Raw genomic sequence first — 22,914 nt, forward strand, 5'->3', positions numbered from 1 at the left:
GTAAAAATCCGTTTTAGTTGACAACTGTTACTGCTATTTCCTCAATGAGGAGTCGATTGGCTTTCCAACGTAAGTCGCTTCAAATAAGGGCTTAGAAAAAATATCGTTGGTAAAGAAGCCCGGGTTGGCACAAATATTAGTCAGTAAAACAATTTCTTGGCGCATTTGTATTCTGGCAATGTAATCGGCATTGAATACCCAAAGCACTAAAAACTTTTCTGCTTTGTAATAATTTTTATATTTTTTTAAATGCTCAATCGTTTTCTGAATTTCTCTGAGCGTATTTGTTTGGTAACTGGAAATACTACCTAAGCACATATCATCGATTTGAGGTAATCGCTTTAGCTTAGATATCAGATTTTTTTCCAGACTAACTTCTTTTTCTAGCCACTGAATAACATCTGTCGCTAGATCATTTTCAATATGGGTGAATTTACTATCAATAATTTCTGCTGCTTTTTGACTGCTAGAAGTAAAAATTTTGTTGATATCTAGCGTTGTCATTTCCTCAGGCTCACCTTCAACCTTCGGTATCGCTTGAATGTGACGTATAAAGGGTTCCAGTAACTGCTCAGCTTGAGTGCTTCTTATTGCAATATCGGCATCACTGGTTTCTTCAATGACTAATGCTTGAACAGGCATGCTGGCAGTCACCATAAATGATGTCAGCAATAATCCACCAGATAAGTTAGCCCTGATACGGCCAATCCATGACGAGTTTTTCATAATCATCAACTAAAAAAGCAGCCATTGAATTCAATGGCTGCTTTTTAAATTAGTTATTACCGGTAAAGTCGTTCAAATTACGTTGAGTCTGGCCATCAGTATCTGCTTGGCCTGCTGCTGTAGCTGCTGCTGCCTGAGCTGCAGTACCATCTTGACCACCCAGCTCCATCGCCATAGCGGCAGTTTGGCCACGAACCGTGTCACCAAATAAACGATAAACACCGATCGCTGCAACCGCGATCAAGGCAACAATAATGATGTATTCAGTCATACCCTGACCAAACTGACGACGAGCAGAAGTTCTGGTTAAAGCCATTGGAAACTCTCCCTGTGAGCACTTTTATATTTGATATTTTTAATCGTGCTTTTGTTTTATGAACCATTACCAGAACAATCTCGATCAATCTTACTTCCACCGTTAAAAAGCAGAAGCCCAACATCGCAACTGAACCGGGTCAACACTTGCATCGAACAAGTTACTTGCACTGCATGAGTGTTTTACAACTCCCTCATTACAAGGCTATGACCAAACCAAACGACTTAGTAAAAAGTGATAAGCTTTGGCCACATATAGCTATCTCTAGCTATTAATCTCTTGAATCAAAAAGCCTATTTGCAGAATAATGCCAGAAGCTAATCAGAAAGCTAGCGATGATTTTCAGCCATTGATGGTTTTTTTACCGAGCGGGTAACGCGATAACAGGGATAGGTTACAAAGTGTATTTCGAATGTGTTTTTATGAAGCAATATTTCGCTTGATCGAGTAAAACATATGGCGTTTACTGTTTTTCTCTCATTTATATAGCACCAAGCCTGATTGAAAAAAATTAGCAGAACCGATTATAGTAACCGACATGGCAGGCTTGCTGATAACAAAATTCAAAAGAGCCAAAAAACCAGCTCAAAATAATTACAAGGATCACACCATGAAAAAAATAAGCGGGCTCATAAAAATTATTACCACGGCATCATTAACACTTGCTGTCGTTAGCGTTGCAGCCGTAGCCAATGCCGATAGCTTTGGCCGCTATCTGGTCAACAGCAACTTCAAATATTTTAACTATGACCAAAGCTGTACCAATCTCAGCGAAGATCAGTTCTATGACATTTATGACAACTGTTTGGCCCAAATCGACCCAGATGGCAACGATGTATCGAATAGCCAAGCCAGCCAAATGCTGCAGCAACTTAAGCAGTGCATGTCTGCTAAAGGGTTAAGTGTTAAAAGTCAGCAGCGCTGCATTGCAATGAGTAAAGGCGACCAACAAAACGCTATTGCAGCAATATCTGGCGCACTCAAACAAGTCGCCAACAGTCGCGGCACCCAACAAATTACCTTGCCGTTACCGCCTAAAAGCCAGTTAATTAATCATATGTATCCAGAAGACCTCGGTGGCAAACTGGGCAATATGAAACTCACCTTGGCTTCAGCAGTTTTTCAAAGCGATGTCAGCATTCAGGAAATGGCCGCATATTACCGCGGTAAAGTCGGTGAATTTCTCGAATATCGACATAGCAATGGCGATATCAGTTTTATCAAAGGTGCCGGTAAAGAAGTGAAGCAACCCCAAGCATTATTCAAGGCACAAATGGAAAAGCCCAATATTAAGATTAGTAAAAAAGTGAATATGATGACCGGCAAGCCAGTAAAAGGCAGTCAGATTACTATTTTTTATCAGCGGTAAATTTTTATTAATTTTAATATGGCCAGCAAGCTACTTACTGGCCATATTTTTAAAAAAAAATAACTCATTAATAACACTTTACTTAGAATATTTTCAGAAGTCCTAACATCACCCATGATGCCTTCTTATTAGCAAAACCATCGTTTGTTTTTCAAAGTGCCTGCCGTTATGCTGCTGAGGCCCTTAATCATTGCGATTCATTATGAGCAAAACCGCCTTAATTGTTGGTGCCACTGGTGCAGTCGGCAGCCAACTACTTCCTCTGCTTTTGCAGTCTGACCATTACAGCCGTGTGATTTATCTAGGGCGGAGCCGTTTACAGGGCAGTCTGGCGGATAATGAAAAGCTAGAACAGCATATTTTACCGATTGCTGACTGGCAAAACTTCTCCAGCCAACAGACTATCGATCTGACCTTTTGCTGCTTGGGCACCACGCTAAAGCAGGCCGGCTCAAAACCGGCTTTTAAAGCGGTCGATCTGGATGCAGTGCAAGCGCTGGCGCAAATTGTCCGGCAAAAAAACCACTGCTCACATTTTTCAGTGATTAGCTCATCAGGTGCTGGAGGAAAACTGCCGGGGTTTTATTTACAAATTAAAACTGAAATGGAGCGACAATTAAGTCAGCGCGGATTTAAAACCTTGCAGATTTTCCGGCCGTCATTGCTCAACCGGCAAAAAAGCCAACAAGATGCCGATTTTCGATTGGGCGAATCATTGGCGCTAATGCTGTTTAAGTTAATCAATCCATTAATACCTAAGCAGCTAACCCCTGTGACGGCTTCATCTGTTGCTAAGGCGATGCTTGATGCTGCCGATAATGCCAGCGAAGGTGTGACGGTTATTCAACGAAATCAGATGGATTAACAAAACCCTGTGAACACGTTAAATCAGCCTCAAGCATCAACTGCAATTCGACTTAAACTCAAATGTCGGCGATTGCTGTGGCAAACGATCTGGTTATTAGCGGCGCCTTTATTACTGGTTGCCTGGTGGCAAGGAAAAAAATTAAAACAACACGCCCTTCGTTTTCCCGAAGCTAAAGGCAGCAGGAATGGTTTGATTGTTCAACCTGAAAAAAATACCCCGTCGTCATCAAACAAACAACCCGCGCTGTGTATTTGTATTATTGGCGAATCACCAGCCGCGGGTGTCGGCATCGACCAATTTCATCACAGCCTAGCGCCGAATATTGCACAGCAATTTGCCTTGAAAACATTTCGGCAAGTTCAGTGGCAGGCCCTTGCTAAAAATGGCAGTACGCTCCAGCAACTGATCGAACAGCAAGCCGGTTATTTTCAACCACAAGATATATCACTGGTGATTATGGGCGTTAATGACGCGACCGGGCTGACCAGTAGCCGACGCTGGAAACAACAGCTACGCCAACTCATCGAATTACTTCGTAACAGCCAAAGTCAGCAAATTGCTTTTTCTGCGACACCTGCCTTGGAGCAATTTCCAGGCATGCCAAAACCGCTTGGATGGATAATGGGTATTCGTAGTCGGATTATTAATTTGTCGTTAGGCGAAGTGTGTTTGGAGCAAAACTGCCATTGGATTACCGGTGATTTTCAGCTTGAAATTGGCATGATGGCGGTTGATGGTTTTCATCCTTCTAGATCTGGCGTTAAAGGCTGGGCGCATTCACTGGTAAGCGCATTCGATTAATTTCTTAGCGTTGTGGAACATAAAAAATAGCCCGCTTCAGAGTCACCTAACTTTATGTTACATGTAAGTTTGATAAGCCTTCGGCGCAATCAGACATTTTTGGAATGTACTGCCAGATGTCTGATTTCGTTAACACTCACCAAACCTACAGTGTCCAGAGCAATTTTAAGCTTAGAGCCCATTCCTGTTTACCCACCATCTCTTATTCTGCTTTCTCTTATTTTTTTCTATAGCCATGCTTACATTTATGCAATGGTCAGCTGCATCTATGGCTATCCGCTTTTTTCAGTCGCTATGAGATAATCCGCTGCTTTGCTACAGGCAATGTTTTTTATCTGCCTGGCAAAAATCAAACTCGTTGATTGATTGACCATTTTTTAGAGGTGCCGTTTGCCACAACAGATTCCCAGATATCAGCTGATTATTGTTCTCAGTGCCTTAGCAATGCTTGGGCCATTCACTATCGACCTGATTTTACCTGCCTTTCCGGCAATGGCTGCTGACCTTGCCGCCGACCCACAGCTGATTCAGTTAACCATGACCAGCTATTTTGCCGGCTTCTCCATCAGCCAATTATTTTTTGGCCCGATGTCAGATCGCTTTGGTCGTTTGCGGATCATCTTTTTTGGTTTGATGAGTTATGTCATCGCCAGCATTGCTTGTTATCAGGCTCAGTCTGCTGAATCGTTAATTTTCTTCCGCTGCTTACAAGCAGTGGGCGGCGGCGCAATCATGGTCACCATTAACGCGGTGGTTCGTGATTTATGCCAGCGCCAGGAAGCCGCACGCTTATTATCTATTTCGATGTTGGTAGTTTTAATTGCACCGCTAATTGCACCTTCAGTTGGCGGCTTTATGTTAACCCTTGGTAGCTGGCGTTGGTTATTTATTGCCCTAGTGGTACTGGCAATGATTAGCAGTTTAATTACTTTGCTCTGGTTGCCAGAAAGCCTGCCTAAAGCAAAACGTAAAACCCCAAATTTTAGCCAGTTGATGGATGGCTTTGGCCAAATCCTCAAACACCGAGCGGCGATGAGTTATACCTTCAGCGGCAGTTTGGCTTTTGCCGGTATGTTTGTATTTCTTTCTGCTTCACCGTTTGTTTATATCGAGCATTTTGGCGTGACTGAGTCAGAATATGGCTTGTTGTTTGCCTTAAATATTGGCGGCATGTTGTTGCTGACTTTACTCAATGGTCGCCTGTTAAAATATTTTGACCTTAGCCAATTATTACAGGCCGGTATTGTATTAATGGTCGGCTCTGGCATTGCCATGAGTATTTTAGCCGCCAACCACGCGGGGCTTACTGCATTAACTTTTCCATTGGTATTATTTATTGCCAGCATCGGGCTCATAAGTGCTAACAGTAATGCCGGTGGCATGGCTTATTTCTCGTCTGATAAAGCCGGTTCAGCTGCCGCGATTATGGGTTTGATGCGTGGATTAATGGGAACACTCGGTAGCGCAGTAATCGGCTGGATGAACACCGTGGAACCCTTGCCAATGGCACTGGTGATGCTGGTGTGTGCTTTAGGTGCTGCCGTCAGTGCACTTTATGGTCGCCAACAATTAATTGCCGATAGAGCTGCGGAAGTGGTTTAAATAAATAGAATTAAATGGTTGGCCTGTGCATTATCTTTGCCTTGCGATCATTGGTATTGATACACAACTTCGTAATGGTAACCTTGCAGAACATGAAGCCGCTGCCGCGATCTCACAACTTTTGTATAATCGCGGGAAAATGGACAGGGCTGTGAGTAGTGAGCAGTTTTTGCTTAATGGTTTTGGCAATGAAAACATTGGTAGCTATGAACAAGCGGATAATTTGACCAAGCGATTCCTGATGAACCACACCGCAGCCAGTATGTTGAACGATGAGTTTGCTGGGATAGATAAAGGCTATCAAGCTGGAGTTTTTAATGCTGAAAGGGTCATTGCCTGGAAGTCACTTCATGCTGCAAATAGCGCAAGTAAATTGATTGATGCAGGCTTTTCTGGCGATGATCAAGTGTTCTTGGGTGCGTTTTTTATCGATGCTCCTCGGTTACCTGAGCTTTCATCTTTGCAGCTAAGTCAGCCGACCATACCAAATATGGATATGCGAAGTACCTTGCGTCAAATGTCCATCGGAGGTAGTGGCACCGAGGCAATGACTAATGTGCAGTTGTATGGGCTTCAACATGGTGGAAATTTGCCACAAAATGATGATCAGCTAACAGAGTTTTCCAAGTATTCTCGCCCAGCTACAGCGCTTGAAGCGCTAGACACGGTAGATAGCATTCTGACTGGTGTTGCCGTAGCGTCAGGTGTAGGCACGGGTATTGCCGCTGGAAAAATATACTTGAAAAATAAGTAACCATTCAGCACAATTTAATATAAAAATCGCTTGACAGGTTTTTTTATATTTTCCCGAATTTAAGCACCTCTTTCAGAATACCACTTAAACGCCGCATTAAACTGCTATTAACACACCTGATTATCAATGTTTTTTGCTCAGAATAGCGCATCAGCATTCCGCTTCTAAAAAGTCGCCACAGTAAGCCTCAGAGACAAAAAAACCACCCTGAAAACCTGTGCGATAATAACCGCATGGACTCAATCGAAATTAATAAAACAATCGCTGAAACCGAGCGATTGTTAGCCAAAAGCAAACGCTTACCGCCCGAATTGGTGGCGATGGTTCGTATGCTGATGCTCGTCGTTAAGATATTGCTTGATAGCAAAGGGCTAAACAGCAAAAACTCCAGCATTCCGCCATCGGCAGATCCTAATCGAGAAAAGAAATCGCGCGCCAAAAGCAATAAAAACCCAGGCGGGCAGCCTGGCCATAAAGGCAGTAATTTATCACCGGTGAAAGACCCAGATGAAGTGCTGGATATTACGATTGATCGTAGCCAATTGCCGAAAGGAAAATACCGTGTTGTTGGCAGTGAAAGCCGCCAAGTAGTTGATGTTCGTATTACCCGATATGTCACCGAATATCGGGCGCAGATTCTACAAGACGAGCAGGGTAACCAGTTTGTTGCTGAGTTTCCGCAAGGGGTCACTCGGCCAATACAATATGGCAATGAGTTTAAAGCCAACGCGGTTTATATGTCGAGCTACCAGCTGATTCCTTATGAACGGACTCAAAAGCACTTCGCTGAGATATTGGATGCGCCAATCAGCACCGGTAGCCTTGCCAATTTTAATCAGGAAGCTTTTCATCGACTGAAGCCATTTGCTCAGTTAGTACCGGCTATTTTGCGTGCTGGAGATTTGATTCATGCCGATGAAACCGGCGTCAATATCAATGGTAAACGAAAGTGGCTACATGTCGCGAGCAATGACCGCTGGACGTGGATTGAAGCGCATGAATCAAGAGGTATCGAGGCAATGGAAGCGATCGACATCTTGCCTAAATTTACCGGTTTATTGGTACACGATCACTGGAAAAGCTACTACCGATTTGTGCTGTGCTTGCATGTATTGTGTAACGCCCATCATGTACGTGAATTGGCGCGAGCCCATGAGCAAGATGGCCAGCAGTGGGCCAAGGCAATGGAAGATCTGCTTTATGAAATGAATACAGCAGTCAATGAGGCGGGGGGTGAGTTGGATGAAAAGCAGTGTCAAAAATGGGTGAAGCGATATCGAAAAATATTAAAAGCAGGTGATTGGGAATGCCCGGCACCTGAGCCAAAAAAAGCGGATAAAAAAGGTCAATTAAAACGAGGGAAATTAGCACGAAGTAAATCGAGAAATTTATTAGAACGGCTGCGGGATTTTGAAGCAGACGTGCTGCGGTTTATGAGTAATACCCGAGCACCGTTTACCAATAATCAGGGTGAACGGGACTTCCGTATGAGCAAGGTTCAGCAGAAGATATCAGGCTGCTTCCGCTCATGGGATGGCGTGAAAGCGTATTGCAGAATCCGGAGCTATATATCGACCTGCCAAAAAAATGGGGTCGGTGTTGGGGAAGCTTTGTCGTTATTATTTGCGGGTAAATGGCCGGACTTTATTCAGGAGAAATTGGATCGGTTGGTGTGACATGCTGAATGGTTACAAAAATAAAATTAAAATTAAAAATGAAATTAGAGACTATTACAAAGAAAAATTAATTCAAAAAGCTTACAAGGAATTGTCGCGTGCAGATTATAAAAAATTTAAATCCACTATATCAAAATCAGACGATTGGAGTATGACAAGAAATTGGGACATTACCCAAGATGTGGCGAAATTGGATAAAATTAAAAAGCTAGGCACCGCAGCGACCTATGCAACATTGCTTTCTCAAGGAGCCAGAGCTTTTTCTACAAATGGCGACCAAAGAACCGATGCGTTTACAACAGCGGGGGTTGCGGGAGCGGTAGAAAAATTAGGAGATCGTTTAAATGCATTTAAAAGTGTAAAAACACCAACCTCTGCAGCAGGCTTTGCGGTCAATGCAGCATTAGGTGCGCTTGCTTACTTTACTTCAGATTACGCCGGTAGCAGCGGGGTTGACTCTGAAGGAAAACCCAATAGTTTGTTGGATATTACCGGCCATGCCAAATACTGGGTGAGGGAGCAATTATGATAGTATCAGCTCTTAAGCGGACTGGGCTATTATTTACACTTCCTATGATGGCTATATTAACGGCAGAAGGGGGGAAGCTCCTATATTTTTTACCAGTGATTATGGGAGTTTATGCCCATACTTTTTATGACCGTTATGAAATGTGTGTGTTTAAATTCTTTTACCCAGGTCACTATAAGGCCATGTACACTAGCTCCCTTTCTTTAATGGGCATCGCCTTGGCTACCAATGTCGTGGCATGGGTGTATGCATACGCAATCGACATTTCTTTTGTTGAAGGTCTCCATTTTTTTTTCGTATCAGTTCTGGGGACTTTTTTTCTATGTAAGTTGTATAGGTTCTCGGTATATAAGCACTTGGACCGGCATGATGATTCTGGCAGAAAAAAGAGTGAGCGCGAACAGATTGTTGAAGCATGCAAGCTAATGGGCAGGCCAAACCCCTTCCCAAAGGAAGTCAAAATTCCAAAAGAAATCAAAAGCAAACGTAAAAAGAAAAAGCACTAGCTTTTCCAAAGCCGCCTTGCTCATGAAGTTTAACAAGGCGGATTTTTTATTTTAAAACAGACGTCAGCTAAAATTTTAACCCATTAATATTGCTGTAAATAAATAACGCCACTCAGTATTACATTTACATTTACATCCAAATAAAAACATTCAATTTCTCATTCGGTTGCAAGTGATTTAATATTTGGTAACCGTTGAAGTTTGTAGATGGCTGGTTTTCAACATCGCCCACAGAAATAATTAAGGCTGCCAATTGGCAGCCTTTTTATTTTTATCAATCTAAACCTTAGGCAGTTTTTAAATGCACGCCCTGGATACAATTTTTACCTTGTTCTTTGGCTAAATATACTTTTTTATCTGCAGCTTTAATTAGGTCTTCAAAACTAATCATATTTCGATCACGTTCTGCTACGCCAATGCTGGTACTCCCCTTCCAGTGACATGTTCCAATTTCGTCATCGGCAAGTTCAATCGAGAAATCTTTTACTTTCTGATGTAAATTTTGTGCCAGATACAAACCACCTTCGGCATCAGTATTTGGGCACAGCACCATAAATTCATCGCCGCCTAACCGACACACCAGATCATCGGTTCTCAGCGCATGTTTTAGTACTCTCGATAGTTGCCGGAGCACCTTGTCACCGGCATCATGGCCAAAGGTATCGTTCACTTGTTTAAAGTGATCAACATCGATCATCATGCAAAATAATGGTGTGCTGGAAACGGTCGATTCTCGCCATAATTCCGAAGAACGGCGAATCGCGTAACGCCGATTGGGTAGGCCGGTTAATTCATCGGTCATGGCAATTTCTTTTAATTGCTCATAAGCATCGGCCAGCTCTTTGGTGCGTTCCTGAATTTTTTCTTCCAACGACTTGTTCAGCAATGTCAGCTCCATATTTCGAGCAGAGACTTGACGGAATAAGGCATTCAAAGCGGCCAGAAGTGGCTCGGTGGCATTGTTGGTTTTCTTTTCTTCTGCTTGGTAAGCATCGTCTGGCGACATGCCCTGGCTAATCGCTTTTATTTGCCGCGACATGTTTTGGTCCATTCCCAAAATATGATAGGCCAGCCAATGGGTCAAAAAATCTAATAATTGCTGTAATTCTTCTCGATTATCAAGCGAAGTTAACTGATAAAAAGCTTTTACATCAACCAGAAAACCATGGTGTTCTAAAATATGCTTGTCGCAATGCCGAGAATCGACACCCTTCGACAGCATCGATTGTTCTTCATCGGTAAAGTGATATTGGGCGTATTCAAACAGCTGCTGAAAAACCTGTTCAATAAACTCAGCTGAAAGGTCATTCTCTTTAAGGTGGGCACCATAGCTATTAATCAAATCCACCAGGTTTTTATGTTGAAAATCAACCTCATCTAACCCTGTGGTGAACTGCTCATTCCAACAAAATGAATCCATCAATACTTCTCCTAAGCAGCCAAAACGCTATATAGGTTTGATCATACTCATCGATTTTATGATGCAAACGACATATATCAGTTTTGTATTGATCAAGCATCGGATTGTTATTGATTTTTTTATTGGGTCTATCGGCATATTATTGTCATCAATTTATGCCGATGAACTACTCCTCTTCTAAATCATCGAAATTTCCAGAGTGATCTGCTTCAAGAATTTCAACCGCATCTGCCACTTTGTAATCTGGCACTTGTAATTTAATTCCACCAACTGGAATATTCAAAAGCCAGTCAGTTTGAATTAAATGCTCATCTTGTAACCTGCACTCAATGCCAGAAGTTTCTAGCAGCCCCATCGCGATATGCGCTTCAGGGATCATTTCATAAGTTTTGATGGTAATAAAATTCAAAGTAATGCCTCGGCTGGAATATCGAATAGCTGAATTACAGCAATAGGTTTTAACAGATAGAAGATTGGACTAGTCACAGACACTTTGGTTTAGCTTTTTATTATCTACTGGCTAGCTGACATTAGTTGCATGCTGCTAAACAGCCTAGCCAGCTTTGACTGAACTGTCTTGAGCCAAGCGTGCTCTTTAGGGTTAACGAATCAATACTGCGGCTATCTGGTAGATATTAGCAGTAAAAATGGCAAATTTAGTAGGCAAAACTCAAGTTCAGCGAGGCTTGCTTAGATAACTGGATGAGCAACCGCCATAGCAGCTTTAAAAAGGCTTATTACTGGACCAAACCCATAAGACCTCAATTGAGTTATGGCGTTGACGATCTTTGAAGAGGCCCTTGCACGCGCGTGCTTCGGCTAGCAACACAGAAAGATGGCCTACATGAATAATTTCTATTAAAGGAGGGCTTTTAAAAACTCCCTTCTAGCATCCTAAGTGGGATTAGAAGCAATTAATGAGATTTATAACATTAGCTATTAGGCTTGTTTCTTTGATCAATAACACATGTCACACTTGCGTAAAATAAACAAAGAGGTAAGGTGCCCTGCATCCGCTTATACTGAAGTTTAATTTCACAGGGTTTGGTTTCACACCATGAGTACAGCAAACATCAACAGAGCTATGCTTAGCTGGGCGAGAGAGCGCTTAGGGCAAACTGTTGCTGATTTTGCGGCCAAAATGAATCAACCGGAAGATAAAATCACAGCTTGGGAGTCTGGCGCCAAAAAGTTAACTTTTATCCAAGCAATGCGGTTTGCTGAGAAATCCTATATTCCATTTGGTTACCTTTTCCTACAAAAACCTCCTCAGGATCACTTACCAATCCCCGACCTTCGGACTGTAGGAAATAATGGAGTACCAGAGTTAAGCGCTGAACTTTTCGATTTAATTAAATTAATGATCGAAAGACAAAGCTGGTACAAGGAGTACATCCAAAATAACTTACTGGAACCTTGTTTAGCGGTAGGCAGAAAATCTATCGACTCTTCTGTAAAGAATATTGTCGAAGATATCCGAAAATTTCTCAAAGTCGCTCCTCACCCTACTAGAGGAGATTGGGAGGAATACTACAGAGATTTAGTCAAGCGTATTGAGTCTGTTGGGATACTTGTCATGCGACAGTCTCATCTTGGGCATTATACCCGCCCCCTAAAAGTAGAAGAATTCAGGGGCTTCGCTATCGTAGACAAAATGGCACCTGTCATTTTTGTTAACCAAGCTGATGCTCCCGGGGCACGACTGTTCACTCTGATTCATGAACTATGCCATGTGTGGATAGGTCAGTCTGGAATCTCTGATGGAGCAGCCACTACTAACAGGCAAGAAGAAATTCTATGCAATGCTGTTTCTGCTGAGTTTTTAGTTCCAGAAATTGAATTTAAGAACTTATGGCAGCATAATATTGATGATTGGCAAAAAAACCTCACAATACTTGAAGGTCACTTTCATGTAAGCAAGTGGGTATTGGCTAGAAGAGCATTAACGCTCAAATTTATTAGCAATGAAGAATACGAAATATTTATTCGCAAGCTCATCGCTAGTTATAAAAATAGAGAGAAAAAAGGCGGGCCTAGTTATTGGACGACTAAAAACTCCCAAATCAGCCAAAACTTTTCTAAAGCTGTCGTAGAGCAAGCTATCAATGGTCAAATACTCTTACGTGAAGCTAGTACTCTGTTGGATGTAAAACCATATAATATCAAAAAATACGCACGGGAACTTGGCATTTGAAATACCTTCTTGATGCAAACACCTATATTCAAGCTAAAAATCAATATTATGGTATGGATATTTGCCCTGCTTATTGGCAATGGCTTGACGAACAGTTTCAAAAGGGTGCTGTTTGTAGTGTAAATATGATTGGAAGAGAGTTACGGGATGGTAACGACGAGCTTGCAAATTGGGCGAAAGAAAGGCCCGAACATTTTATAGAAAATGATGACCCTACAACCCAAGAAATTTTTGCCGAAATTGTTCAAAATGTAATGTCAAAAGATTACACCCCTGCAAACAGAGACAATTTTCTAGCCAAAGCAGATCCATGGATTATTGCAAAAGCAAAATCAATAAATGCTGCGGTTGTTACTCATGAATCTTCTCTTTCCCACAGCACAAAAAAAGTTAAAGTTCCAAACGTCTGCCGACAGTTTGATGTCCGGTGCATTAACACATTCCAGTTTCTCCGAGAATTAGAAGCTAGGTTCATTCTTGAAACGGCCTAAGCGCCCCATTAGAATTTTTTCAAAGTTTTTCCTCAGGTTCTCTGAAGGATACTTGCTAATTTAATCATCAACTTTTTATGTATCAAATTTCAGTAAGTTCAATACACAAACACCTTTTTGTACAGTTCGCCATACGCAACAGAATTGAATAACACTGCCATGCAAGTACAGCCACTTCCTAGTTATGTTTAATTTTGCTGAACTTCACTCATAAATGATGAACCCAAAAAACTGACCCACGTCTTTTCTTCATTCAGCTAATGTTGCCAAAGCGCATCTATAGGTATAATGCTCTTCAATTCTTATGAAGTGTGATGAGGCTAGAGCCAGTGGCAAGTAACCACGATGTGAAGACCCTCCAGGGCATGATCTTCGCCCTGCAAGAGTACTGGGCAGAGCAAGGTTGTGTTCTGATACAGCCATACGATATGGAAATGGGCGCGGGTACTTTCCACTCGGCGACCTTCTTACGCGCGATTGGCCCAGAGCCATGGAGTGCTGCCTACGTGCAGCCAAGCCGCCGTCCTACCGACGGTCGCTATGGTGAAAACCCTAACCGTTTACAGCACTACTACCAGTTTCAGGTAGTGATCAAGCCAAACCCTAAGAACCTGCAAGAGCTTTATTTAGGTTCATTGAAGGTGCTGGGTATTGATACCGATGTGCATGACATTCGTTTTGTAGAAGACAACTGGGAATCGCCTACTTTGGGCGCCTGGGGTCTGGGTTGGGAAGTCTGGTTGAATGGTATGGAAGTGACTCAGTTCACTTACTTCCAGCAAATTGGTGGCCTGGAATGCGCACCGGTAACCGGTGAGATCACCTACGGCATTGAACGTATGGCAATGTATTTGCAAGACGTTGAATCGGTATATGACTTGGTGTGGACTGATGGCCCATTGGGTCGCATCAGCTACGGCGATGTGTTCCACCAGAACGAAGTTGAGCAATCAACTTATAACTTCGAACACGCCGATGTTGATTATCAGTTTGGTTATTTTGACCAGTGCGAAAAAGAAGCGCACCGGTTAATCGAATTGGGCTTGCCGTTGCCTGCTTATGAACAAATCCTAAAAGCATCTCATGCATTTAATATGCTGGATGCCCGCCATGCGATCTCGGTTACCGAGCGTCAGCGTTATATTCTGCGGGTGCGTACTTTGTCCAAGGCTGTTGCCCAGGCTTATTACGATGCCCGTGAAAAACTTGGCTTCCCAATGGTGGAAACGGTCAAGCGTAAGGAGAGTGAATAATGAGTCAAACAGCCGATTTTCTGGTTGAATTGGGAACCGAAGAGCTTCCTCCCAAGGCGCTAAAAAAACTCTCTAAAGCATTTACTTCAGGTGTGGTTGCTGGCTTGGATAAAGCCGGTCTGAAGCACGGCGAAGTGACTTCTTATGCCGGCCCTCGTCGTTTGGCGATTATGGTTGCTGCATTGGAAGTGCGTCAGGCTGATCGGGTTATCGAAAAGCAAGGCCCAAATGTAGCTGCTGCTTTTGACGCCGAAGGCAATCCATCGAAGGCGTGTCAGGGTTTTGCCCGCAGCTGTGGTGTTGAAGTTGCTGATTTGATTAAAGTTGAAACGCCTAAAGGCGAGAAGCTGGCTTTTCGAGTTGAACAGCCAGGTGAAGCTGCCCAAGCTTTATTGCCAGCAATTGTTGACCAGTCTTTAGCTGCATTACCGATTCCAAAACGAATGCGTTCAGGTGACAGCCGAACTGAATTTGTTCGTCCGGTTCACTGGCTGTTAATGCTGCTAGGCGAGCAGGTAGTGGATGCGGAAATTCTTGAACTGAAGTCTGCCAATCAAACTTTTGGTCACCGTTTCCGCGCACCAGCTGCTTTAACCATTACCAAGCCAAGCGAATATGCCCAAGTACTGCGTTCGCAAGGTAGCGTCATTGCCTGTTTTGCTGAGCGCCGGGCAATGATCGTCGATGAAGCCAACCGTGTAGCGGCTGAATGCGGCGGCACACCAATGTTCGATGAAGATCTGTTAGACGAAATGTCTGGCTTGGTGGAGTGGCCATTTGGCCTAGCACCTAGCTTTGAACAGGAATTCCTTGAAGTACCGCCTGAGTCTTTGATTTCTGCAATGCAGGAACATCAGAAGTGTTTGGCGATTTTAGATAAAGACGGCAAGTTGCTGAACCGTTTTATCACCATGTCGAACATCGACTCAAAAGACCCTCGAAAAGTCATTGAAGGTAATGAGCGGGTAATGCGCGCTCGTTTGGCTGACGCAGCCTTCTTTTACAAGCAGGATTTAAAGCATCCATTGGATGATCTAGCCGCTCAGTTAGGTAGCGTGATCTTCCAAAAGCAGCTGGGCAGCGTGGCTGATAAGTCACACCGGGTTGCACAGCTGGCGGGTTCAATTGCTGAGAAAGTTGGCAGTAATGTTGAATGGGCCAAGCGTGCTGGTGAGTTATGTAAAGCCGATTTGCTTTCAGAAATGGTATATGAATTCACCGATCTGCAAGGTTTGATGGGTCGTTACTACGCCGAAGCACACGGCGAGCCAGCGGATGTTGCGGCGGCTATTTACGAGCAATACTTACCTAAGTTTGCTGGTGATGAACTGCCAAAAACAGCAACCGGTCAAGCAGTTGCCTTGGCAGATCGCCTCGACACATTGGTTGGTATTTTTGGTATTAACCAGCCACCAACCGGTTCTAAAGACCCCTATGCACTGCGTCGTGCAGCATTAGGTGTTTTGCGAATTATTGTTGAAGGCAAGCTGGAACTGGACCTGGTTGATTTAATGACTCAGGCAGTAGCCGCTTACGGCGATAAACTGAGCAATGATCAAACGGCTGAGCAAGTGGTTGCCTTTATGCTAGAGCGTTTCCGCGCTTGGTATCAAGACGAGGGCATCGACACCAATGTAATCAATGCGGTAATGGCACTTAAGCCAACCCGTCCACAAGACTTTGCTGCACGAGTGCAAGCAGTACAGGCATTTATACAGTTGCCTCAGGCCGAGTCATTAGCAGCTGCCAATAAGCGTGTGGGTAACTTGCTGAGCAAATCAGCTGGTGAAGTAAGCATTGGCGAAGTGTCTGCAGAACTGTTAAGTGATGCAGAAGAAAAAACATTGGCTGAAATGCTGGCGGCCAAGCAGCAGCTGGTTGCACCGTTAATTGCCGCAGGTGATTATTCAACCGCACTAGAAAAACTGGCTGATTTGCGTGAGCCAGTCGATGCGTTTTTTGACAATGTACGCGTAATGGCCGACGACGAAGCGGTTAAAAATAACCGTTTGAGTCTGCTAGGTCAGCTGCAAGGGTTATTCTTGCAGATTGCTGATATTTCGTTACTGCAGTCTTGATCATCTGATCAAAAAAAACCGGGCCACTCGCTATTATTATTTTAGTGGCTCGGTTTTTTAATAGATAAATATCGTTTTACTGGTTTATTAGGTTAATTCAATCTGGGTTTTCTTCCTCGACCACTTTCTCAACGACCATCGCGTCATTAAAGTAAATATTCAATGAGTCGCTACCAAAAGCCATTAACTCCATTAGTGATTGTTCGCACATTAGTATTTCATTGCTGGCTGGTTCTATCAGCTGTCTTCTGGCTATTGCCCGGTGTATTAATTGGTGCGCTATTACCTTATCGACCTCGCTATAGATTGGTATCCAGTTGGTGTTGGCTGGTTGTTTGGGGGGGGCACTTTATTTGCGGCATGCGTTACCAGGTTGAAGGGAAAGAAAATATCGATCCTGAAAAATCAGCAGTGATTATTTCTAAACATCAATCAGCTTGGGAAACCATCGCGTTTCCAACTATTTTTTCTTACCAGACTTGGGTATTAAAAAGGGAATTAATGAAGATTCCGGTGTTTGGTTGGGCGCTAAAAATTATCAAACCGATTGCGATTGACCGCAGTCGTAAAACCAGTTCGCGTGACTATGTGATGCAACAAGGCAAAGCCCGGCTGGACGAAGGTATCAATGTCGTTATTTTTCCAGAAGGCACTCGTGTACCCGTCGGTTATAAGCGGCGTTATGCTTCTGGTGCTAGCAGCTTGGCGATAGATACTGGTTACTCTATTTTACCAGTAGCACTGAATGCCGGTGAATGTTGGCCTAATTCATTTTGGAAATACCCTGGCACCATTAAAGTTAAAATAGGTAAACCAGTAACTACAGAGAACCGAGATATTCGCCAACTCAATGAACAAATTGAGCTATGGATCGAACAGGAATCACTTAAAATGTCTGGCTTGGAATATCCGGCGCCTCAAATCAAATAGCCATTCAATAACAAATAAGCCAATAAAAGCAGCTTTTCATTCACTTTGAAAAGCTTCTTTTTTTATTATTAAGCTGATTAAACCAGTGTACCAGTGATTGCTTGTTGTTATTTTGAGTTTTATTTAACAAAAGTGATCAGTTTATTAAAATAATTAAATACTCCCAGTAAACTGGTCATATAAATAAAATCAATCAGCAAGCTCAATAAATTATAACTAATTTTCCTGCTATCATCTGAACAATGCACCTCATCGTCATTAACAATTTTGTTCTTTATTAATCTTTTATTAAGGTTAAATTATAAAACATAATTTATGGTCTCGGTCTTATGAAAATATAATGAACCCACGACCCTACCTTTCAAACATGCCTATTCATGCAAGAGTCGCAATATGAAAAAAATATTGATTAAAGCCTGTTCAATTGCAGCATTGCTGCTTTCAAACAGCACATATGCTGCCGCTGACTTATCGCTTAGCCTTAGTGGTTTCATCGGTGAGTATAGTGACAACTACCTCTATGTCTCAGTAGATAATAGAGGCAGCGAAGTAGCCAGTAATGTACAGGTAAGTATGCCGTTAAATTGCTCAGAAAATAGCCTTGCCATTACGATTACCCGTGTTAGAGAATATTACAATTGTGATACCGGAGTACTAACTTTCGGAAATATTGCTAGTGATGAAACCGCAACCCGAGTCGTTCCTTTTAACATGAGGGATACTTTTAACGGGTCACAAACTGTGATTGCTCAGGTCAGTTCATCTAGCCAGCCCGACCCGGACTCTACCCCTAATAACAATCTGTCAGCAGAAGATGATCAAGCCAGCCTGACTTTTGATCGTTCTGGTATCAGTTACCCTGCTTTAGCTTCCCCAACAATCACTATCACGACTTCTCCGCAAATGATCGATCAATCATTTTTTACTCTGTTGGAAGATTTTACAGTGACGGTTACTAATACTGGGGCAGTTCAAGCTAATCGGGTTAGAGTGAATATGGGGCAAGTCGGTACAGCGTCTAGCGGTTACTTACCCATTTATAGAAATAGACAAAATCAACATATCTTCTCGGGTGATGGTATTTACGATATTAATAGTGGTATCTGGGATGCTTCAAGTTTAGCACCCGGTGAATCTAAATCTCTTTCGATGAGTTTGATTATCAACATACTTGGCAATACTAAATTAAAAATTCTTGCCGATGGTTTGATTAATCAAGAAAACAATAACAATGTTTTAACACTTTCAGTTACTGGACAAGCTCAGGGAAATCCTATTATCGATGTCGATGACACGATTTTTCAACAACGCTCTAATTCTGGTGGCGCTAGTTGGAGCTGGTCTCTTTTATTCACATTGTTACTTTTAAATTTTGCTAAACGGACTGTTATTCATAGAAAATTGTTTAGTTAATTCTTATTTAAATAGAAAGTTTTTTAAATTAATTAGAGCTTCTTTGGCCAAAAGAGCCTTTTCTTTTGTTTTACACTTGCTCATTCTGTTTTCTGAAGCGCTAGCTATATCACCTTTATATTTTCAATATCTAGCTATCTTTGTTGAATCTGTGACGTTTAATAACCAACAGGAACCTGGTTATGAAAAAGGTGCTTTACCTAGCTTTAGGATTGGCTGCTTTAGCTATTTCATCAGTCAATGCCCAAGATTTGCAAGTTACTAACAGCACTAGCTCGGCTATTGAGGAGCCTTTTACTATTGTCACTTCTGTCGGATATGACCAAACCAACAGCGATGGTAATAGTGATCAACTTCAAACGGTTGCTATAATAATGGAGTTCGAATTACAGGGCGAAGTATCTGCCAGCAGTGATGACATTAACTGTAATCCACCGGTTAACACGCCTTCCCAAACAATTATGATTGCCTGCTCTGATATTATCTTGCAAAGCGGTACTCGTAAGGCAGTTGCAATTGCGATTACTCCTGCCAGTAGCAACCTTAAACCAATTCACTATACGGCTTCTCTGACAAATTTAAACGATATAACCAACATTGATAGTCATATCGATTCGACATCAGTGCATATGACCGATCAAACAAATACCGGAAGTGGCAGCCTAGCATGGGGATTTATAATCATTTTAATGGGCTTGGCTTTAGCTAGATCTCAAAAACCAAAAAACTCAATTAATGATTAATTTAAAAATATCGACAGCATCCATGCAAAATACATTACGTCCTTGTAAAAAAAAAGCGGCTCTTAAATAGCCGCTTTTTTTAATTCAAACTGTTAATTAATTACTAGGCGTTCGCATAGTAACGAATTCTTCAGCAGCCGTTGGGTGAATGCCAATTGTGCTGTCTAGTTGAGCTTTGGTAACGCCCATTTTCATCGCGACGGCAAAGCCCTGCATGATCTCACCGGCATGTTCACCGACCATATGCATGCCCAGCACCTTATCAGTCGCGTCATCAACGATGATTTTCATCAGCGAGCGTTCATTTAACCCACTAACAGTATGTTTCATCGCTCGGAAATCTGACTTATAAACACGCAGTTTTCCACAATGCTCTTGTGCTTGTTGCTCACTCATACCGATAGTGCCAATATTTGGCTGGCTAAATACTGCAGTAGCAATATTGTTGTAATCCATTGCAATCGATTTACCATCGATTAAGTAATCGACCAATGCCATTGCTTCAGAAAGCGCAACCGGCGTTAACTGAACCCGGTCTATCACATCGCCCAGTGCATAAACATTTGGCTCAGCGGTACGGAAGTGGTCATCAACATGAATTGCACCGCGGTTTAATTCTACCTTGGTGTTTTCTAGGCCTAATCCGGTCAAATGTGGCTTACGGCCTGTCGCATAGAGCACTAAATCGGTTTCTAAGCTAGAACCATCTTCCAGTGTAACTTTTAAGCTGCCATCGGCTTGTTTCTCGATACTGGCAACATTGGTATTAAATTTGAGATCAATGTTTTTCTTGCGCATTTCTTCTGCAACAAAACCACGCACATCTTCATCAAAGCCACGTAAAAACATTGGCCCACGATACAGTTGAGTGGTTTGAGCGCCAAGGCCGTTAAAGATACCGGCAAATTCAACCGCAATATAACCGCCACCAACAATCAGGATTCGCTTGGGGAAAGTCTCAATGTCGAAGATTTCATTAGAGGTCAGCGCCAATTCCTTACCCGGAATATCCGGTACGAACGGCCAGCCGCCGGTGGCAATTAGAATATTTTTGGCTTTATAAACTGTGTCGCCAACCTTTACTTCGGTTGGAGAAACAATCGAACCACGGCCATCAATCAGGCTGACACCGCTGTTACCCAGCAGGTTTCCATAAATACCGTTTAAGCGGCTAATCTCTTTTTTCTTGTTGTCACGCAGCGTTGGCCAGTCAAAATCTGGTTTATCCATATTCCAGCCATAACCTTTACTGGCAGCAAAGGCTTCATGAAACTCAGAAGCATAAACATACAGCTTTTTCGGCACACAACCGACATTGACACAAGTACCGCCCAGATAACGATCTTCACACACCGCAACCTTCAAACCACGAGATGCCGCCATACGTGCCGCACGCACACCGCCGGAGCCAGCACCTATTACAAAAAGATCAAATTCAGTTTCTTGTGTCATTGGATTGATACCTGTTTTGATTTATCCACTGCCGACCTTAAGCAGAATAGCCAAGCCTTTGTTAAACAAACAGCCTGGACAAGAGTTCCCGCGAGGTCTGTGATAACAGACTAATTGGTTATAGCTGAAGATGGGTGCTGTGCAGGGAAAAGCCAATAGTTAATGAGAAGTTTATCTATGTTGCACTCTATACTTTGAAAAAAGCTATGGAATTCTCAAGTAAGCATGGAACTCTACATACACATAGACAACTTGCTGATTCAAACCAGCGCTATCGACTTGCGAAATCAGGGTGCCCTCTCCCGAGATGAAATCAAACCTTATAAATACTCTACAGCAAAAGAAGCTTATAGCGATCTATCCAAAAAAGGACTCGCCGAAAACTGGTTCCATGGCCCTTACCCTAGTTACCGAAGCTTTTCTGAAATATTTAGAAGTCTTGCTGAACACCGACTGAAGACTGATAGCAAGATAGTTTTATTAAGCTACTACCCTAAAAAACTTGCCAGTCATGCATTGCTCTTTTTTTTTCCGCTACTGGTAAACGTACTTGGTAAAGCCTATCCCAAAGGATTAAAAGATTATCGTCGCACTATGGAATTTTTAAAAATTCCTGAGGACTCATCAAAGTTTTCAGCAGAAGATATAGTGGCTATTAAGTACTTTCTCCACTTGGCTGATGGTACAGATAAAACCATCACCGAGTATCTTGAATTTTTCAATACAACACCTGTAGATCAATGCTTCCTTTTAACTAATGACCAATACTTACTTAAAAGCAAAAAGCTCAGTGAACAAGTGACTCTGCTGGATGCAACAAATTCAATTGAAATAAATCAGTTTATAAGGTTACTAGCATCGCTTAAATGCAGAGCAAAAGAGACTACAGTTTAAATTATCGTACCTTGCGATATGTGCCCGGAACTATTTGAAGCGCTAATTTAACTCACCAAAAAATGCCAAAGCAGGCTTATAGCCACAACTGCTGATCGTATTTGTGGATATAACAGCATATTTCACGCCTAGCTTATAACACGCACTCTTGCTGGAATTTAGTAATAGCTTCGGCCATGGTTGCCATATTTTGATCCAGGGTAAACCCCGATTTTACTCGCGGCTTGAAGCTGTGATCACCATCGGCAACAAACACTGTTTTGACGGTTGGCGATAGCGGAAGTTGTTTCACTTCTACTTCGCCACCAAAAGTATCGCGATCGCCCTGCACAATAAGTGTCGGCAGTTCAATATTGGCCAGATGAGCACCGCGATTATTTTGGGCAATACGTTCTTTACGGGCTGCAAAGAAGGGATAACCCAGAACAATTAATCCTTCAATTCCTAAAGTTTTTGCATGCTCTGCGGCAATTAAGCTGGCCACTCGACCACCCATGGATTTTCCGCCAATCAGCAATTTTCCTTCAATCGGTACTTGCTTGATCACCGCTTCAAATGCTTCCAATAATACCGGCATACGATTAGGTGGAAATTTTTTACCTTCATCCCGGCGGCGTTGCATATAAGGGAATTCAAAACGGATCACTTTCATACCATTGGCTGCAATGCGCTTAGCTGCATCTTCTATAAAGGCATGCTCCATTCCCGCACCCGCACCGTGGGCGAGAATGAGTGTGCTATGAGGGGACGCTTCAGGCGAGTTTATTAAAACGGGGATATCAGACATGGTGCCAATTTGCGGATTTATCAGTTAATGGGAAGAGGCTAATTGAATTGGTGAATAAAATCACCAATAACGATTCAAGCAAAGCGTCAAAGACGCGCTTTTATATTTCAAA

At 42.6% G+C, this 22,914-nt stretch carries 22 protein-coding genes; 16 read left to right on the plus strand and 6 right to left on the minus strand.

The window, feature by feature from the left end:
• Positions 1-33: 33 nt before the first annotated feature.
• Together DC094_RS12935 and DC094_RS12940 are read right to left on the minus strand one after the other, a co-directional pair.
• Positions 34-726 carry a hypothetical protein gene (locus DC094_RS12935; RefSeq protein ID WP_133245544.1) on the minus strand — a complete coding sequence of 231 codons (693 nt, stop codon included), beginning with the start codon at positions 724-726 and terminating at the stop codon, positions 34-36.
• Between the two features lie 49 nt (positions 727-775).
• Positions 776-1,042 (minus strand): Flp family type IVb pilin, encoded by a 267-nt coding sequence (locus DC094_RS12940; RefSeq protein ID WP_116687533.1) that lies wholly within the window; start codon positions 1,040-1,042, stop codon positions 776-778.
• Positions 1,043-1,652: 610 nt separating this feature from the next.
• On the opposite strand from DC094_RS12940, the gene DC094_RS12945 reads away from it, so the two are divergent.
• The 8 genes from DC094_RS12945 (at position 1,653) to DC094_RS12980 (ending at position 9,147) form a co-directional block, all read left to right on the plus strand.
• Positions 1,653-2,411 carry a hypothetical protein gene (locus tag DC094_RS12945; protein WP_133245545.1) on the plus strand — a complete coding sequence of 253 codons (759 nt, stop codon included), beginning with the start codon at positions 1,653-1,655 and terminating at the stop codon, positions 2,409-2,411.
• A 202-nt stretch (positions 2,412-2,613) separates the two neighbouring features.
• Positions 2,614-3,276, plus strand: a complete 663-nt coding sequence (locus tag DC094_RS12950; protein WP_116687535.1) for an NAD-dependent epimerase/dehydratase family protein — start codon at positions 2,614-2,616, stop codon at positions 3,274-3,276.
• 9 nt (positions 3,277-3,285) lie between these two features.
• On the plus strand, positions 3,286-4,080 hold the full coding sequence (locus DC094_RS12955) for an SGNH/GDSL hydrolase family protein (RefSeq protein ID WP_116687536.1): 795 nt from the start codon (positions 3,286-3,288) through the stop codon (positions 4,078-4,080).
• Between the two features lie 390 nt (positions 4,081-4,470).
• Complete coding sequence (locus tag DC094_RS12960) at positions 4,471-5,682, plus strand: Bcr/CflA family multidrug efflux MFS transporter (RefSeq protein ID WP_116687537.1); 1,212 nt, start codon at positions 4,471-4,473, stop codon at positions 5,680-5,682.
• Positions 5,683-5,833: 151 nt separating this feature from the next.
• The gene (locus tag DC094_RS12965) at positions 5,834-6,436 is read left to right on the plus strand and encodes a hypothetical protein (protein ID WP_133245546.1); all 603 of its coding nucleotides are present in this window, start codon (positions 5,834-5,836) and stop codon (positions 6,434-6,436) included.
• A gap of 233 nt (positions 6,437-6,669) precedes the next feature.
• Entirely contained in the window at positions 6,670-8,112 is a 1,443-nt protein-coding gene (gene tnpC, locus DC094_RS12970; RefSeq protein WP_116687539.1) for an IS66 family transposase, read from the plus strand.
• A gap of 1 nt (position 8,113) precedes the next feature.
• Entirely contained in the window at positions 8,114-8,641 is a 528-nt protein-coding gene (locus tag DC094_RS12975; protein WP_116687540.1) for a hypothetical protein, read from the plus strand.
• Positions 8,638-9,147 carry a hypothetical protein gene (locus DC094_RS12980; RefSeq protein WP_116687541.1) on the plus strand — a complete coding sequence of 170 codons (510 nt, stop codon included), beginning with the start codon at positions 8,638-8,640 and terminating at the stop codon, positions 9,145-9,147. Before DC094_RS12975 ends, DC094_RS12980 begins: the two co-directional genes overlap by 4 nt.
• Positions 9,148-9,433: 286 nt before the next feature.
• Here DC094_RS12980 and DC094_RS12985 read toward each other — a convergent pair whose 3' ends face one another.
• Both DC094_RS12985 and DC094_RS12990 read right to left on the minus strand, forming a co-directional pair.
• Positions 9,434-10,567 (minus strand): GGDEF domain-containing protein, encoded by a 1,134-nt coding sequence (locus DC094_RS12985; RefSeq protein WP_116687542.1) that lies wholly within the window; start codon positions 10,565-10,567, stop codon positions 9,434-9,436.
• A 166-nt stretch (positions 10,568-10,733) separates the two neighbouring features.
• Positions 10,734-10,976: a putative signal transducing protein gene (locus tag DC094_RS12990; protein WP_116687543.1), complete on the minus strand. Its 243-nt coding sequence runs from the start codon at positions 10,974-10,976 to the stop codon at positions 10,734-10,736.
• Positions 10,977-11,624: 648 nt separating this feature from the next.
• On the opposite strand from DC094_RS12990, the gene DC094_RS12995 reads away from it, so the two are divergent.
• The 7 genes from DC094_RS12995 to DC094_RS13025 all read left to right on the plus strand — a co-directional run bounded on the left by DC094_RS12995 (position 11,625) and on the right by DC094_RS13025 (position 19,669).
• Positions 11,625-12,761, plus strand: a complete 1,137-nt coding sequence (locus DC094_RS12995) for an ImmA/IrrE family metallo-endopeptidase (protein WP_116687544.1) — start codon at positions 11,625-11,627, stop codon at positions 12,759-12,761.
• Positions 12,758-13,252, plus strand: a complete 495-nt coding sequence (locus tag DC094_RS13000; protein ID WP_116687545.1) for a DUF4411 family protein — start codon at positions 12,758-12,760, stop codon at positions 13,250-13,252. Before DC094_RS12995 ends, DC094_RS13000 begins: the two co-directional genes overlap by 4 nt.
• A 314-nt stretch (positions 13,253-13,566) precedes the next feature.
• Complete coding sequence (gene glyQ / locus DC094_RS13005; protein WP_206605654.1) at positions 13,567-14,505, plus strand: glycine--tRNA ligase subunit alpha; 939 nt, start codon at positions 13,567-13,569, stop codon at positions 14,503-14,505.
• Positions 14,505-16,583, plus strand: coding sequence for a glycine--tRNA ligase subunit beta (glyS, locus tag DC094_RS13010; RefSeq protein WP_116687546.1), 2,079 nt, complete (start codon positions 14,505-14,507; stop codon positions 16,581-16,583). The genes glyQ and glyS overlap by 1 nt, the downstream gene beginning before the upstream one ends.
• A 162-nt stretch (positions 16,584-16,745) precedes the next feature.
• Entirely contained in the window at positions 16,746-17,513 is a 768-nt protein-coding gene (locus DC094_RS13015; protein WP_116687547.1) for a lysophospholipid acyltransferase family protein, read from the plus strand.
• A gap of 393 nt (positions 17,514-17,906) precedes the next feature.
• Entirely contained in the window at positions 17,907-18,926 is a 1,020-nt protein-coding gene (locus tag DC094_RS13020; protein WP_116687548.1) for a DUF11 domain-containing protein, read from the plus strand.
• 182 nt (positions 18,927-19,108) lie between these two features.
• Positions 19,109-19,669 carry a hypothetical protein gene (locus DC094_RS13025; RefSeq protein ID WP_116687549.1) on the plus strand — a complete coding sequence of 187 codons (561 nt, stop codon included), beginning with the start codon at positions 19,109-19,111 and terminating at the stop codon, positions 19,667-19,669.
• Between the two features lie 96 nt (positions 19,670-19,765).
• On the opposite strand, the gene gorA is transcribed toward DC094_RS13025, so the two are convergent.
• Entirely contained in the window at positions 19,766-21,121 is a 1,356-nt protein-coding gene (gorA, locus tag DC094_RS13030; protein ID WP_116687550.1) for a glutathione-disulfide reductase, read from the minus strand.
• Positions 21,122-21,346: 225 nt separating this feature from the next.
• On the opposite strand from gorA, the gene DC094_RS13035 reads away from it, so the two are divergent.
• Positions 21,347-22,015 carry a hypothetical protein gene (locus tag DC094_RS13035; protein ID WP_116687551.1) on the plus strand — a complete coding sequence of 223 codons (669 nt, stop codon included), beginning with the start codon at positions 21,347-21,349 and terminating at the stop codon, positions 22,013-22,015.
• A gap of 133 nt (positions 22,016-22,148) precedes the next feature.
• Here DC094_RS13035 and DC094_RS13040 read toward each other — a convergent pair whose 3' ends face one another.
• Positions 22,149-22,802, minus strand: coding sequence for an alpha/beta family hydrolase (locus DC094_RS13040; protein WP_116687552.1), 654 nt, complete (start codon positions 22,800-22,802; stop codon positions 22,149-22,151).
• Positions 22,803-22,914 lie beyond the last annotated feature (112 nt).

Source organism: Pelagibaculum spongiae (genome assembly GCF_003097315.1).
GTDB classification, from domain to species: Bacteria; Pseudomonadota; Gammaproteobacteria; order Enterobacterales; family Pelagibaculaceae; genus Pelagibaculum; species Pelagibaculum spongiae.